Origin of the sequence: Pseudomonas sp. G34, assembly GCF_031119625.1 — a bacterium.
Classification (GTDB): domain Bacteria; phylum Pseudomonadota; class Gammaproteobacteria; order Pseudomonadales; family Pseudomonadaceae; genus Aquipseudomonas.
Window position 1 is genome coordinate 1 of sequence record NZ_JAVHZV010000025.1, and the last position, 15,480, is coordinate 15,480.

11 protein-coding genes are annotated in these 15,480 nt (G+C 63.0%); 4 read left to right on the forward strand and 7 right to left on the reverse strand.

The window, feature by feature from the left end; all coding sequences use genetic code 11:
• Positions 1 to 3,383: retention module-containing protein (locus QYS36_RS16135; RefSeq protein ID WP_308840441.1), on the reverse strand; the 3,383-nt coding region annotated here is incomplete at its 3' end.
• A gap of 310 nt (positions 3,384 to 3,693) precedes the next feature.
• On the opposite strand from QYS36_RS16135, the gene QYS36_RS16140 reads away from it, so the two are divergent.
• Genes QYS36_RS16140 through QYS36_RS16150 form a run of 3 tightly spaced genes read left to right on the forward strand, consistent with a single transcriptional unit; the run spans position 3,694 to position 8,592 of the window.
• Positions 3,694 to 5,040, forward strand: coding sequence for a TolC family outer membrane protein (locus tag QYS36_RS16140; protein ID WP_308840442.1), 1,347 nt, complete (start codon positions 3,694 to 3,696; stop codon positions 5,038 to 5,040).
• A 32-nt stretch (positions 5,041 to 5,072) separates the two neighbouring features.
• Positions 5,073 to 7,229, forward strand: coding sequence for a type I secretion system permease/ATPase (locus QYS36_RS16145; RefSeq protein ID WP_308840443.1), 2,157 nt, complete (start codon positions 5,073 to 5,075; stop codon positions 7,227 to 7,229).
• Complete coding sequence (locus tag QYS36_RS16150) at positions 7,219 to 8,592, forward strand: HlyD family type I secretion periplasmic adaptor subunit (RefSeq protein ID WP_308840444.1); 1,374 nt, start codon at positions 7,219 to 7,221, stop codon at positions 8,590 to 8,592. The genes QYS36_RS16145 and QYS36_RS16150 overlap by 11 nt, the downstream gene beginning before the upstream one ends.
• 4 nt (positions 8,593 to 8,596) lie before the next feature.
• Here the strand turns inward: QYS36_RS16150 and QYS36_RS16155 are convergent, their stop codons facing one another.
• The 3 genes from QYS36_RS16155 to QYS36_RS16165 are packed head-to-tail and all read right to left on the reverse strand — an operon-like array spanning position 8,597 to position 11,822.
• Positions 8,597 to 9,697 (reverse strand): enoyl-CoA hydratase/isomerase family protein, encoded by a 1,101-nt coding sequence (locus tag QYS36_RS16155; protein ID WP_308840445.1) that lies wholly within the window; start codon positions 9,695 to 9,697, stop codon positions 8,597 to 8,599.
• Positions 9,698 to 9,728: 31 nt separating this feature from the next.
• A complete protein-coding gene (locus QYS36_RS16160) occupies positions 9,729 to 10,547 on the reverse strand; it encodes an enoyl-CoA hydratase (protein ID WP_308840446.1) in 819 nt (272 codons plus the stop codon).
• A gap of 27 nt (positions 10,548 to 10,574) precedes the next feature.
• Positions 10,575 to 11,822: an ABC transporter substrate-binding protein gene (locus tag QYS36_RS16165; RefSeq protein WP_308840447.1), complete on the reverse strand. Its 1,248-nt coding sequence runs from the start codon at positions 11,820 to 11,822 to the stop codon at positions 10,575 to 10,577.
• Positions 11,823 to 12,011: 189 nt separating this feature from the next.
• On the opposite strand from QYS36_RS16165, the gene ung reads away from it, so the two are divergent.
• Complete coding sequence (gene ung, locus QYS36_RS16170) at positions 12,012 to 12,704, forward strand: uracil-DNA glycosylase (RefSeq protein ID WP_308840448.1); 693 nt, start codon at positions 12,012 to 12,014, stop codon at positions 12,702 to 12,704.
• A gap of 220 nt (positions 12,705 to 12,924) precedes the next feature.
• Here ung and QYS36_RS16175 read toward each other — a convergent pair whose 3' ends face one another.
• The 3 genes from QYS36_RS16175 to QYS36_RS16185 form a co-directional block, all read right to left on the reverse strand.
• Entirely contained in the window at positions 12,925 to 13,779 is an 855-nt protein-coding gene (locus QYS36_RS16175; RefSeq protein WP_308840449.1) for a DUF6279 family lipoprotein, read from the reverse strand.
• A 110-nt stretch (positions 13,780 to 13,889) separates the two neighbouring features.
• Complete coding sequence (locus tag QYS36_RS16180) at positions 13,890 to 14,945, reverse strand: AbrB family transcriptional regulator (protein WP_308840450.1); 1,056 nt, start codon at positions 14,943 to 14,945, stop codon at positions 13,890 to 13,892.
• Positions 14,938 to 15,480: tripartite tricarboxylate transporter permease (locus tag QYS36_RS16185; protein ID WP_308840451.1), on the reverse strand; the 543-nt coding region annotated here is incomplete at its 5' end. The genes QYS36_RS16185 and QYS36_RS16180, both read right to left, overlap by 8 nt.

A 15,480-nucleotide genomic window follows, 5' to 3' on the forward strand; every position in this document is an offset into this window, starting at 1 on the left:
GTGGTGTCGTTGGTAATGGCCGGAGCATCGACAGTGATAGCCGGAGCGGTTGTATCGATGGCGCCGCTATCGGTAGCCGAGCCAGTGTTGCCTGCGGGATCAGTGACCGACGCACCAACGGAGTAGGGCCCTTCAACCAGGTCAGCCGGTACGTTGGCAGAGTAGGTTCCGCCCGCTAGTACCGTAGCCGTAGTAGTCAGTACGGTAGTGCCTTGAGTAATCGTCAGCGTGACAGTGCTGCCCACCGGCGCATCGGTGGTACCAGTGATCGTTGGCGTAGTGTCGTTAGTGATAGCTGGAGCATCGACCGTGATCACTGGAGCGGTAGTGTCAATAGCGCCGCTATCTGTAGCGCTGCCAGTGTTGCCAGCTGGGTCAGTGACCTGGGCACCGATGGTATACGGGCCCTCAGCCAATGCCTGCGGCAGATCGGCGGTATAGGTGCCACCCGCCAGAACCGGGGTGGTCACGGTAATGACATTGGTGCCCTGAGTAATTGTCAGGGTAACTGTGCTACCAACCGGCGCATCGGTCGTGCCGGTGATGGTTGGGGTCGTGTCGTTGGTGATAGCTGGAGCATCGACCGTGATCACTGGAGCGGTAGTGTCGATAGCACCGCTGTCAGTGGCCGAGCCGGTGTTGCCGGCGGCGTCGGTGACCGTTGCATCAACGGAGTACGGGCCTTCAGTAAGCCCTTGCGGTACATCGACGGTATAGGTGCCGCCAGCCAAAACCGGGGTGGTCACGGTAATGGCGGTGTTGCCCTGGGTGACCGTCAGCGTGACGGTGCTGCCAACCGGCGCATCGGTGGTACCAGTGATCGTTGGCGTGGTGTCGTTGGTAATTGCCGGTGCATCGACGGTTATCAATGGAGCGGTAGTGTCGATAGCACCGCTGTCAGTGGCCGAGCCGGTATTGCCTGCGGCATCGGTGACCGTTGCATCAACAGAGTACGAGCCTTCGGCCAGTTGCTGAGGCAGCTCGACGTTGTAGGTGCCGCCCGACAGTACCGGCGTGCTCACGGTAAAGGTGTTGGTGCCCTGAGTAACGGTCAGCGTGACAGTGCTGCCAACCGGCGCATCGGTGGTGCCTGTAATTGTCGGCGTGGTGTCGTTGGTAACGGCCGGAGTATCGATAGTGATCGCCGGAGCTGTGGTGTCGATAGCGCCGCTATCTGTAGCGCTGCCAGTGTTGCCAGCTGGGTCAGTGACCTGGGCACCGATGGTATACGGGCCCTCAGCCAATGCCTGCGGCAGATCGGCGGTATAGGTGCCACCCGCCAGAACCGGCGTGGTCACGGTAATGACGGTGCTGCCCTGGGTAATGGTCAGCGTGACGGTGCTGCCCACTGGCGCATCGGTCGTACCGGTGATGGTCGGAGTGGTGTCGTTGGTAATTGCCGGTGCATCGACGGTAATCAGCGGCGCAGTGGTATCGATGGCGCCGCTATCGGTAGCTGAGCCGGTGTTGCCCGCGGCATCGGTGACCGTTGCATCAACCGAGTACGGGCCTTCGGCCAAGCCAGCTGGTACATCAACGGAGTAGGTGCCGCCCGCCACGACCGTAGCTGTGGTGGTCAGTACGGTGGTGCCTTGAGTAATAGTCAGCGTGATCGTGCTGCCAACCGGCGCATCGGTCGTGCCTGTAATTGTCGGCGTGGTGTCGTTAGTAACGGCCGGAGCATCGACAGTGATCGCCGGAGCGGTTGTATCGATGGCACCGCTATCGGTAGCCGAGCCAGTGTTGCCTGCTGGGTCAGTGACCTGGGCACCGATGGTATAAGGGCCCTCAGCCAATGCCTGCGGCAGATCGGCGGTATAGGTGCCACCCGCCAGAACCGGCGTGGTCACGGTAATGACGGTGCTGCCCTGGGTGATGGTCAGCGTGACGGTGCTACCCACTGGCGCATCAGTGGTACCGGTGATGGTCGGGGTCGTGTCGTTGGTAATGGCCGGAGCATCAACAGTAATTGCCGGAGCGGTAGTGTCGATAGCACCACTGTCAGTAGCCGAGCCAGTGTTGCCAGCTGGGTCAGTGACCTGGGCTCCGATGGTATACGGACCTTCCGCCAATGCCTGGGGTACATCGACGGCGTAGCTGCCACCAGCCAGAACCGGGGTGGTCACGGTAATAACATTGCTTCCCTGGGTGACCGTCAGCGTGACAGTGCTGCCTACCGGCGCATCGGTGGTACCAGTGATCGTTGGCGTAGTGTCGTTAGTGATAGCTGGAGCATCGACCGTGATCACTGGAGCGGTAGTGTCAATAGCGCCGCTATCTGTAGCGCTGCCAGTGTTGTCAGCTGGGTCAGTGACCTGGGCTCCGACGGTATACGGGCCCTCAGCCAATGCCTGCGGCAGATCGACGGTATAAGTGCCACCCGCCAGAACCGGCGTGGTCACGGTGATGACGGTGCTGCCCTGGGTGACCGTCAGCGTGACAGTGCTGCCCACCGGCGCGTCGGTCGTACCGGTGATGGTTGGGGTCGTGTCATTGCTGATCGCTGGCGCATCAACGGTGATGACCGGCGCAGTGTTATCGACGGTATACGGCCGGCTGGCCGTGGCGGTGCCAACATTGCCTGCTGCATCCGCACTGCTGACCGTCGCGCTGATGCTGTTGAAGCTGCCGAGGTCTGCGCTGCTGACCGCGATGCTGAAACCAAGCGTTCCGTTACCCAGGGCGATAACCGTACCGCTATAGAGGTTGCCACCCAGGTTCAGGGTGATCGCGTCGCCAACTTGGGCGTCACCGCCAACCGTACCGGTGATGACCGTCGTAGCGGCGCCGAGCTCTGCACTGTTGAGAACGTCATCGCCGGCTATCGGATCGATGCCGATGGTCACGGCCGGAGCGGTTGTGTCTGTTGGGGGCGTGTCTGGTGTGGGCGTGGTCGCCGCGGTGGTGAAGATGGCGGGATCGTTGTCTTCGATCAGGTTGAAGCCAGGGGTGCCGAGGCCAGTTGTCTGGAAACCGATCGTCGGATCGACCCGCTGCGCCGTCTCGCTGAGCATCACCGCGCTGTGGCCGCCGCCGGCGCTACCACCGCCACCACCCGCGCCAGGGCCTGCTGCGGTTGGCTCAAGGTCGACGGTGGGGTCCATGCCTGCCGCCAGGGCTTGCTCGAGTTCGCTGGGAGGCGCTTGGGTAGCGTCTGCGACGTCTTGCGTCTCGGAGTTGCCTGCCTGCCAGGTGCTGTTAGCGCCGAGCTGGACGGTTTCGCCGTTCGCCATCTCCAGGGTCACGGAGCCGCCATCGGCCGTGGTCACCTGCTCACCCGCGAAGATACGGTCACCCTCGAATACCTGGCGTCTCACACCGTCAACCGAGGTGACGAATACTTGGCCAATCAATGATTTGATGACGGCGGCGAAAATGCTCATAACCAGCTCCATGCGCGTGCGCGAGGTAAAACGTGTGAAATGCGGCTATACCGATTTATAGCGGATACTGCTGAAAACGCGTCGTCATATAATTGGCGGAAAAATATTGTTTCGAGATTGCCGCCAGAGCATTGACCCTAGGTATCTGATCATAAACAATTGGAACCAGTGATGTCACTTTGATAGTTTGCCCGGTTTTATCTTGCACAGGGCAGCGAAGTTCAGGTGGCAATGATAGTCTTCGGCCAGTTGCTTAGCGACTTGATAAATAGTGATAAACATGTGGGCTTTCACAGGGAATTTACCGACCATGCGCCTCTTTGCCACGCTTCCTCTTGCCCTCGCCATTTCCGTTTCAGCCCAGGCGCAGACGTTGACCGAGGCTATGCAGAACGCCCTCAGCGTGCACCCTGAAATCCAGTCCGGCATCAATGCGCGGCTGGCGGTGGAAGAGGACATGAAAGCGGCGCGAGCAGGTTATCTGCCGCGTGTCGACGTGCGGGCCGGCTATGGTCGCGAAGGCACCGAGAACAACAGCACCCGTGCCGCCGATGACAGGGGTTACCGGACGCTCAATCGCTCCGAAGCCAGCCTGAGCGTCCAGCAGATGCTGTTCGACGGGTTCGCCACCCGCAACGAAGTCGCCCGACAGCGCGCTACCGTCAATGCCCGCGCCTATGCGTTGCTGGCCAACACCGAGCGCACCGCCCTGGAAGTCGCCCAGGTGTACCTGGATGTTCTGCAGCGTCAGGAACTGGCGCGTCTGGCGGAAGAGAACCTGCGCAGCCATGAGCGCATCTATGACCAGATTTCGCTGCGTAGCGAACGCGGGGTAGGGCGCATGGCCGATCTCGATCAGGCTGAAGCGCGCCTGGCCCAGGCGCGCAACAACCTGCTCACCGAACAGACCAATCTGGCCGATGCCCAGATCACCTACCTCAGCGTGGTGGGCCGCGAACCTGTCGATTTGAGCATGCCGGACAGCATGGGTGTGCACCTGCCTGAAAACCTCACCGCCGCACGCGACGAACTGCTGGCCAACAACCCCAACATCAGCTCGGCCGAGGCCGACGTGAAGGCAACCGAGGCGCAATACGCCGCAGCGAAGAGCGTCTATTACCCACGCTTCGATGCGGAACTGTCCACGGGCCTCAACGACAACGTCGACGGCGTGGAAGGGGAAAACAAGGAATGGCAAGCGATGTTGCGCATGCGCTACAACCTGTACGCAGGCGGTAGCGACAGCGCCAACGTGCGCTCCAGGGCGTACCTGAGCAACCAGGCCATGGATATTCGCAACAACGCACTGCGTGTGCTCAACGAAGAAGTCGGCCTGGCCTGGAACGCGCTGCAGAACGCCCGCGCGCAACTGCCCATCGCCCAGCAATACGTCGATCACAGCTCCCGTGTGCGTGATTCCTACCAGAAACAGTTCGGCCTCGGCGAGCGTACTTTGCTGGATCTGCTCGACAGCGAAAACGAGTACTTCACCGCCGCCCGCCGCCTGCAGGAAGTGCGCTTTACCGAGCTGTTCACCCATTACCGTATCAAGGCGACCACCGGTACGCTGCTCAAGAGCCAGGGAATCGCGGCGCCGATGGCGTCCGTGCCGCTCGATACGGTGAAGACTAATGTGCAACTACCCAACTTGAACTAGAGTTCGGTTTTTTAGGAAAGGGTAAATGTGTAGTGGCAGTAGAACCTGATCCATCCCAGCCCCGTAACGATCCTCGCGACCGTTACGACGATCCCTTGCTGGATAGTCTGCTGTCGTTGTGCAGTCTCCATCAGAAGTCCGTCAGCCGAGCGATGCTCACTGCCGGGCTGCCGCTACCCAAACAGCGCCTGAGCGCCGAACTGCTGCCGCGGGCCGCTGCCCGCGCCGGGCTGCAGGGCCGCTGGTTGCGCCGCAACCTCGAGAAAATTCCCGAACTGGCTTTGCCCGCGCTGCTGCTTTTGCGCGACGGGCGCAGCGCCCTGCTGCTCGGCTGGGAGGCCGATGGGCAGGCGCGGATCATGCCCAGTGAAACCGAAGGCGGCGAGGTACGGGTCAGCATCGAGGTCCTGGCCGAGGACTACAGCGGGCGGGTGTTCTTCGCCCAGCCTCAGCACAAGTTCGATGTCACCCGCGGCGAGCTGATTCCCCAGGCCGGCTCCTGGTTCCGTGACACCCTCATGCGCTCGCGCTGGCTGTATATCGACGCCGTCGCGGCCAGCCTGCTGATCAACCTGATCGGCCTGGTTACGCCATTGTTCGTGATGAACGTCTATGACCGCGTCGTGCCCAACCAGGCCGAGGCGACCCTGTGGGTGCTGGCCATCGGCATTTGCGGGGTGTTCATCTTCGATCTGCTGCTCAAGACATTACGGGGTCTGTGCCTGGACCTGGCCGGCAAGAAGACCGACATGATCGTCTCGGCCACCTTGTTCGAACGCATCATCGGCATGGCGATGAAGCATCGCCCGGCAAGGGTCGGCAGCTTCGCGCAGAACATCCACGAGTTTCAGAGCCTGCGCGATTTTCTCGCCTCCCTGACGCTGGCCAGTGTCATCGACCTGCCCTTTACCATCCTTATTCTGGCGGTCATCGCCTACCTGGGTGGGCATCTGGTGTGGATCCCCATCATCGCCTTCCCGCTGGTCGCGCTGATCGGCTGGGCGCTGCAAAGGCCGTTGGCGCAGACCATGGAGCGCAGCATGGCCCTGGCGGCCGAACGCCAGTCCGGGCTGATCGAGAGTTTGGCTGGCCTGGATGCGGTGAAGGTCAACAACGCCGAAAGCGAACGCCAGTACATCTGGGAGCAGACCATCGGCACCCTGGGGCGCTTCGAGCTCAAGGCACGCATGCTGTCGAGCCTGGCGATGAACTCGACGCTGCTGCTGCAGCAGCTCGCCGGTGTGGTGATCATCGTGCTGGGCGTTTACCAGATCATCGCCGGCAACCTGAGCATGGGTGGCCTGATCGCCTGCTACATGCTCAGCTCCCGCGCGCTCGGCCCGCTGGCTCAGGTGTCCGGTCTGTTGATCCGCTACCAGCAGGCGCGGGTTACGCTGGATTCGGTCAACCATATGATGGAGCTGCCCCAGGAGCGTCAGGCTGACGAGCGGCCCCTCAAGCGCCAGACGCTGCAAGGCGGCATCGAATTTCGCCAGCTGGATTTCCACTATCCCGAGCAGCAGCAGGCCGCCCTGCAGGGCATCAACCTGGTGATCCGCCCCGGTGAGAAGGTCGGCATCATCGGCCGTAGCGGCTCTGGCAAGAGTTCGCTGGCCAAGCTGGTCGTCGGGCTTTACCAGGCCGATGCCGGCAGCCTGCTGGTCGACGGTATCGATGTTCGGCAGCTGGATGTCAGCGACGTGCGTTACAACATCGGCTACGTGCCCCAGGATATCCAGCTGTTCGCCGGCACCCTGCGCGACAACCTGGTATCGGGCGCGCGCTATGTCGAGGACGAGCTGGTGCTGCAGGCTGCCGAGCTGGCCGGCGTACATGAGTTCGCGCGGCTGCACCCTAACGGCTACGAGCTGCAGGTGGGCGAGCGTGGGCAGAACCTCTCTGGCGGCCAACGGCAGAACGTGGCCCTGGCCCGTGCGCTGTTGCTCGACCCGCCGATCCTGTTGCTCGACGAACCCACCAGCGCGATGGACAACACCGGCGAGGAGCGCCTCAAGCAGCGCCTCGCCGCCATCAGCAAGAACAAGACGCTGCTGCTGGTCACTCACCGCGCCTCGATGCTCACGTTGGTCGATCGGCTGGTCATCGTCGACCGTGGCCGCATCATCGCCGATGGTCCGAAAGAGAGCGTCATGGAGGCGTTGAAGAAGGGGCAGATCAGTGTCAGTTAAGGCTTCGCTCCAGCGCTTTTACCGCGCTGCCGCCTCGTATTTCGGCCCCCGCGATGAAGTGGGCGACGAGCCGTTGCCCGAGGTACGCAAGGCGCTCATCGAGGATGCGCCGCGGGTCATGCGCCTGACCCTGTGGGGCATCATCGCCTTCGTGGTGTTTTGCCTGTTGTGGGCCAACTTCGCCGAGGTCGATGAAGTGACCCGCGGTGACGGCAAGGCCATTCCATCCTCACGGGTACAGAAAATCCAGAACCTGGAGGGCGGCATCGTTTCCGAACTGTTCGTCCATGAAGGGCAGGTGGTCGAAGCCGGTACGCCATTGCTGCGTCTGGATGACACGCGCTTTGCGTCGAACGTTGGCGAGACCGAAGCCGATCGCCTCTCCCTGGCGATGCGCGTCGAACGTTTGAGCGCCGAGGTCGAAGGTCGTGAGCTGGCCATTCCCGAAGATATTGCCGCCAAGGCGCCAGGTCTGGCGCAGAGCGAAAGGGCGCTGTTTCTCAGCCGTCAGCAGCAGCTGCAGGACGAGATCGCCGGGCTGCAGGAACAGCTGACCCAACGGCGCCAGGAAGTGCGCGAATACGCCTCCAAGCAAGGACAGTTCCGTAACAGCCTGGAATTGCTGCGCCAGGAAATTCGCATGTCCGAGCCGCTGGTGGCCGAGGGGGCGGTGTCGCCGGTCGAGGTGCTGCGCCTCAAGCGCGCCGAGGTGGAGGCCCGTGGTCAGTTGGAGGCCACCGGCCTGGCGATTCCGCGGGCCGAGGCGGCGATCAAGGAAGTGGAGCGCAAGATCGATGAAACCCGCGGGCGCTTTCGCAGCGAGGCGCTGACCCAGCTCAACGAGGCGCGCACCGACCTGAGCAAGATCGAATCCACCGGCAGGGCCCTGGAGGATCGGGTCAACCGCACCCTGGTGACCTCGCCGGTACGCGGCATCGTCAAGCAGCTGCTGGTCAACACCATCGGCGGGGTGATTCAGCCGGGCAGCGACATGGTGGAAATCGTCCCCATCGACGACACCATTCTGGTCGAGGCGCGTATCCGTCCCCAGGACATCGCTTTCCTGCACCCCGGGCAGGAAGCGGTGGTCAAGTTCACCGCCTATGACTACACCATCTACGGTGGCCTGAAGGCCACGCTGGAGCAGATCGGCGCTGACACGGTGACCGATGAGGAAGGCAACAGCTTCTACCTGATCAAGCTGCGCACCGAGAAGAGCCACCTTGGCACCGAGGAGCGGCCGCTGTTGATCATTCCGGGCATGGTCACCTCGGTGGATATCATCACCGGCAAGAAGAGCGTGCTCAGTTACCTGCTCAAACCGATCATCCGCGCCCGCGCCGAAGCCCTGCGCGAGCGCTGATCGATCAGGCCAGATCCGCCAGTGGGTGATCGCTCGGCGTCGTGAAGTGCGCGGCGATCACTTCGGCTGGCACGCTGGCCACCTCCGGCCAATGCCAGTGCGGCGTCTGATCCTTGTCGATAAGGCGGGCGCGCACGCCTTCCGCGAATTCCGGATGGCGGCAGCAGTTCAGGCTCATGCCGTACTCCATCTGAAAGACCTGCGCCAATGACAGGTGCCGTGCGCGCCTGATCTGCTCCCAGACCAGGTGACCGGTCAACGGGCTGCCGCCGAGCATGGTTTTGGCGGCCTTGGCGAGCAGGGCGTCATCGTCATTTTCCAGGCTGGCCAGGGCATTCCAGCTCAGTGGCAGGGTGGCCTGGTCGAGCAGCGCATCGATGCGCTCGCGCCGCGGCAGCCATTGTGCGGCCGGCAGTTCGCCATGGGCCTGCTGCTCCAGGGCCTTGAGCAGGCTGTGCAACTGCAGGCCAGGCTGGTCACGCCAGTTCAGCTGCACCAGCCCCTCGATCAGGGCGTCCTGCTGGGTGTCCAGCAGGAAGCGATCGGCCAGGTTCAGGTCGAGGGCGTCACGGGCATTCAGGGGGCTGGCGGTCAGCCCGAAGAACAAACCCAGCTTGCCGGGCAGGCGGGATAGAAAGTGGCTGCCGCCTACATCCGGAAACAGGCCGATGCTGATCTCCGGCATGGCCAGGCGGCTGCTCGGCGTGACGATGCGAATCCCGGCGCCCTGCAGCAGCCCCATGCCGCCGCCCAGCACATGGCCATGGGCCCAGCAGAGCAGCGGTTTCGGGTAGGTGTGCAGGTAATGGTCGAGGCGGTACTCACGGGCGAAAAAACGCTCCGCGAGTTCAGGTGTTGCGCCTGGGGTGGCCAGGCATTTTCTGGCCAACTGCACCACATCGCCGCCCGCGCAGAACGCCTTGCCGCCATTGCCGCGCAGTAGCACGCAGACGATATTGGCGTCGTCGGCCCACGCCTGCAGGCGATCCTGCAGGGCATCGATCATTGGCAATGACAGGGCGTTGAGGCTGGCGGGGGCGTCCAGGCTCGCGATGGCGATGCGGTAGCCATGCAGGCTTGGGCGTTCTTCAAAGGTGACATTCATGTGCATTTCCAGAGGCAGTTGCCGGTAAGCATTACTGGTTGCGCCATTTGGCCGTGCGTTTTTCCAGGAAGGCGTTGACCCCTTCGCGGGTATCGGCGGCGTCGAACAGGTCGACGAAGCGTTCACGTTCGGCGGCCAGCCAGGTCGTCGGCGCCCTTTCACGCGCGCCCTGGATCAGCGGCTTGATGGCGCGTACGGCCACCGGGCTCTGGTTGGCGACCTTGGCGGCCAATAGCAGCGCGTGGCCGCGTGCCTCGCCGGTATCCACCACCTGTTCCACCAGGCCGATGCGCAGCGCCGTGTCGGCATCGACCCGTTCACCACACAGGATCATCCGCTTGGCCCAGCCTTCGCCCACCAGCCAGGGCAGGTTCTGGGTGCCGCCGGCGCAGGGCAGCAGCCCGACGCTGGCTTCCGGCAGGGCCATCATGGCCTGGCGCTCGGCGATGCGAATGTCGCAGGCCAGGGCGCATTCCAGGCCGCCGCCCATGGCATAGCCGTTGATCGCCGCGATGGATACACCGCGAAAGGCACTGAGCCGTTCGAAGGCTTCGCCGAAACGGCTGGCCATTTCCCGGGCGCGGGCCTTGTCGCCATCGGCGAACAGTTTCAGGTCGGCGCCGGCCGAGAAGAACTTGCCACCCTGGCCGGTGATCACCAGTGCATAGATGTCATCGTCGCGATCCAGATGGTCGATCAGCTGCTTGAGACCGATCAGCGATTCTCGGTCCCAGGTATTGGCGGGCGGGTTGTTGATGGTGAGCAGCGCGGTGTGGCCGTGCTTTTCCACGGTGAGCTTGTGGGTCAGGTCGAAGATACCGGGTTTGTAGGGTTCAAGTGCCGTACTCATGGGGCGTCCTCTTCAGCGGTGTTGTCTTTACTGTAGCGCCAAAGGCTGGCCGGCGTTACGCCGTTCGGTCTGCCAGGTGGCCAGGTCGGGCAGCCCGGTGCCGCCATCCAGACGCTCGACGATTTCGAAGTAATCCTGCTTGAGCGGATCCTTGAGCACCTCGGCGCGAGGCTTCACTTTCACCGCGTAAACGGTCTGGATGTTCTGGTGATCGAAGCTGCGCCATTGCTGGCGATCCTTGAGCAGCGTGTAGCTGTGGCCTTCCAGCGCCTTGATCAGCGCCTCGCTGTCCAAACTGCCGGCGCGCTTGGCCGCATCCGCCCATTGCTGGACGATGCTGTAGGCCGATGCAGCCGAGCTGGACGGGTACATCGCGTAGCGTTCGCTGTAGGCCTTGACGAAGGCTTTGCCGGGCGCCGAGTTCTCCAGCTCCGGCACGCGCCATGTCCAGGGTTCGGTGCCGACCACGCCTTCCATCAGGCCAGGGCCTGCCTGTTCGACGATGCTTTGGGTGAGGTTCGGTGCGACGATCTGCATGCGTGAGGTAAGGCCCAGGTCCTTGGCGATGCGCATGGCGCGCACCAGGTCTTCACCGAACAGCACCAGCGCCAGGACTTCGGCATTGCTGGCCGCCGCCTGGGTCAGCGCGTTCTGGTAGTCGCCCAGGTTGGCGCCGGGAAAGGGCACCTTGAGGCCTGGGTGCTTGGCTGAGTCCTCGGTCTTGGTGGTCTGGCGCAGCGAGCTTTCGGTGGTATGGCCCCAGGTGTAGTCGGCCGTGACGTAGAAATAGCGTTTATCGGGTAACTGCTTGTTGAGGTACTGGCCCAGCACCTGGGCGCTCATCCAGGCGTTGTTGCACTCGCGAAACATGTAGCGGTGGCCATCCTTGCCGGTAGTGTCGTTGGAGTAGGTGAGGGTGCCGAAGTACAGCAGCCCTTGCTGCGCCGCGCGCTTGCCAGCGGCGATGGCCACCGCGCTGGAGGCGCCGCCGAACAGCATCGCCGCACCTTCCTTGGCCAGCTTGTCGACGTTGCGTACCGCTTTATCCGGTTTCGAGGCGTCGTCCAGGCTGGACAGGCGCAGGCTGCGGCCCAGCACACCACCCTGGGCATTGAGCTCGTCGATGGCGAGCAAGGCACCGCGCATTTGCGCCAGGCCCTCTTCCTTGTAGCTGCCGGTGCGCGGGTAGCTGAGGCCCAGGGTGATGGGGTCGGCAGCCTGTACATAGGCGTTGAACGCCGTGCACAGGGCCAGAAACGCGAGGAGTCGCTTCATGGTGCAGTCCTTGTTTTTATTATGCTGTTGGCCGCTCCGTTTTACGCTTTTATCGGCTGTTCGTGTGATTCGCTTTTGGTCTAAAAAATTACGGATGCCAACCACTTCACGTGTTTGCGCCCCGCCGTTGCCTTGACTTGATCTGTGCGCTTCTCTAGCGTGCCGATTCCATCGATTACGGGAGCAGGCATGTCCGCCGCAGATAAGGTCAAGCTGGAAGCCGGCTGGAAACAGGCGCTTCACGAGGAATTCGACAAGCCCTACATGAGTGCGCTGGGCGACTTCCTGCGTCAGGAAAAGGCCGCAGGCAAGGAAATCTATCCGCCGGGCCCGCTGATCTTCAATGCCCTGAATTCCACGCCGCTCGATCAGGTCAAGGTGGTGATCATCGGCCAGGATCCTTACCACGGCCCGGGCCAGGCCCACGGCTTGTGCTTTTCGGTGCAGCCGGGCGTGGCTACGCCGCCGTCGCTGGTGAATATCTACAAAGAGCTCAAGCGCGACCTCAATATCGATATTCCCAACCACGGCTATCTGCAGGCCTGGGCGGAGCAGGGCGTGTTGCTGCTCAACACCTCGCTCACCGTCGAGCGTGGCAACGCCGGCTCCCATGCTGCCAAAGGCTGGCAGCCGTTTACCGACCGGATCATTTCGGTGGTCAGCGAGCAGCGCCCGCACCTGGTGTTTCTGCTCTGGGGCGCCCATGCGCAGAGCAAGGAGCGCTTGATCGATACCAGCAAACATCTGGTGCTGCGCTCGCCACATCCATCGCCGTTGTCAGCGCATCGCGGTTTTATCGGGAATGGCCACTTCAGCCGTACCAACAAGTTTCTCGAGCAGCACGGGCTGACCCCGATCGATTGGCGTTTGCCGCCGGTTTAGAGCCTGTTTCACGATCTTTCTGGGCATGCGCACGGGCAGCTACAAGGCGATAGCGGCCTTTCGTAGGGTGGACGACGCTTCACCCGTCCACCACCCTGCGATCGCAATGGTGGGCAAAAAGAGCGTTGTCCACCCTACGCAGTGACCGGCTGCTCCGCCGCGTTGCAGTCAACACAGATAAAGCCCGGCATGAAGATCGTGAACAGGCTCTTAGGGTTGATCAGCCGGTACAGATTTGCCCGGCCAGATCGGTTTGCAGGGACGCCAGGCGCTCCTTTACCCGGGTGCGCTGCTGGTCGTCTGCCGCTGCGAGCAGGTCGCCGAGCAGTGCTGCCATCGCCTGGCGTGACCGTTCATAGGCCTGGGTGGTTTGCTCGTCGTGGGCACCACGGCGGTTTTCCAGGACGTGGGTCATGCGTTGCGCGAAATCTGCGGCGTCACGCTGATCCAGCACACGGCGAAACTCGCCCTGCCAACGTGCGCGATTCTCCAACCACAGGCGATTCTGCTCGCGGCGTTCGCTGGCCCATTGGCCAATGCGTGCCTGTTGCGCGTCGTTGAGGGTGCCGAACCAGGGCTTCAGGCGTTTTTCCAGGCGCTCGGCGCGTTCGCTGATCTGGGTTTGCAGAGGCGGCTCGAGAAATTTCTGGCGGTCTTCGCGGTTATCCTTTTCCATCCGTGCATAGAGTTGCTCGACCTGTTCAGGGCGCAGACCGGCGAGCAGGGCGACAGCGGTGGGATTGGTCTGCTGCAGCACGGCATGGAACGCCTGCTCGGCCTCGATCATCTGGGCCTCCAGTTGGCCGGCATCCGGCGCAGGCTGCTGAACCAGGTCCTGGGTGCGCTGCAGCCAGTCCACATAGCGGGGCAACTCGGTGCTGCAGTGCCAGGTCAGGTGCTCCTGCAGCTTGGGCTTGAACCAGGCCTTCTGTTGCGAATCGAGATCCAGGTACTGATTCACCCGCCAGGAAATCACCCAGTCCAGGTTGCGATAGGCCAGGCCGGCCTTGCTACAGGCACTGACCAGCAGGCCGAGCGCTAGCAGCAGGCACAGGCTTTTCAGGTAAGCGGGCATGGCAATTCCTCTCGAGGTGCGCACCAGGCAAGGGTACGCCAGCCATGTCGACCGCACGCGCGCGGACATATCCGCTAAAAAAAGCCCGACTCAGGGTCGGGCAAGGGAGATCAGGGCAGCGGCGAGTGCCGCTGCCACAGCCGGAACAAGGGTTCCGCCAGAAACATCACCAGAAACAGGCGCAGGGCCTGCAGCGCCGTGACCAGCGCCACCGATAGCTGCAGGGCTTCCGCGGTCAGGCACAGTTCGGTGATGCCGCCGGGCATCATGCCGAGCATCAGCGACACCGAGTCGATCCCGCTCAGCCAGCCGATAGCCGAGCCGAGGCCAACCGTGGCAACCATGGCCAGCAAGGTGAATAGCACCACCCGCGCCAGGAAGCTCGGTGCACTGCGAAAGAATGCCCGGTCGAAATGACAGCCCAGGGCGCAGCCGATCAGCCACTGGCCGAGCTGGCCGAGCCAGCCCGGCATGCCGATATGCAGGTCGAAGGTCACGCTGGCCGCGGCGCACAGTGTCAATGGGCCGAGCATCCACGGGTTGGGTTGCCCGAGGCGGCGCCACAGCAAGGCCAGCAGGGCGCCTGCTGGCAGCAGGATGGCGAGCCAGAACCAGTCCACCGGCATGGCCGGCGCCGGCTCGACGGCGGGCAGCCCCCAGGTGAACAGCGCTGGAATCAGCAGGATGACCATCAGCAGGCGCACACTGTGTGCGGCAGCGATACGTGCCGGTTGCGCGCCGTGGCGACGGGACAGGTTGACCATCTCGCTGGCGCCGCCCGGCATGCTGGCGAAGAACGCCGTGGCGCGATCCACCCCGGCGCGGCGCAGGCCGGCGACGCCGATGGCGCTGAGCGCCAGGGTGGCGAAAGCGCCGAACAGGATGATCGGCAGATTGCCGAGCACCTGCTCGAGCACTTCACTGGTGAAATGCAGGCCGATTCCGGCTGCTACCAGCCACTGGCCGACCTGGCGGCCGCCCGGCATTTCCTGGCTGAGTATGCCGCTGCAGCGCAGCAGGATTACCGCCAGCAGCGAGCCGATCACCCAAGGCAAAGGCCAGCCGACAAGGCTGGCCAGGTAACCACCGACTGCGCCAACCAGTGGCGTGAGCCACCAGTTGCGCAGGTGCTTGGGATTGCCGTGCGGGTTGACGCTATCAGGCATTGGCCGCGTCGGCCTTGCGCTGGCTGCGCTTGCGCCAGGTGCGATAGAACGGCAGGGCGATCATTAACACGATCAGTGCCCATACGCCCCAGGTGATCGGGCTGGAGAACAGGATGCCCAGCTCGCCATTGGAGATCGACAGGGCGCGGCGCAGGTTCTGCTCCATCATGCCGCCGAGGATGAACCCCAGCAGGACCGCCGACAGCGGAAAGTCCATCTTGCGCAGGATGTAGCCGGCCACCCCGATACCGATCATCAGGAACAGGTCGAACGCCGTGGCGTGCACCGCGTAGACGCCGATCGAGGTGATGATGGCAATGGCCGGCACCAGGGCCCAGTACGGCACGGCAAGGATCTTGGTGAACACCTTGATCATCGGCACGTTGATGATGATCAACATGATGTTGGCCACGAACAGCGAGGCGATCAGGCCCCAGACGATGTCCGGTTGGTCGCGGAACAGCAGCGGGCCGGGGGTGATGTTGTAGAGCGTCAGAGCGCCGAGCATCACCGCGGTGGTGCCGGAGCCGGGAAC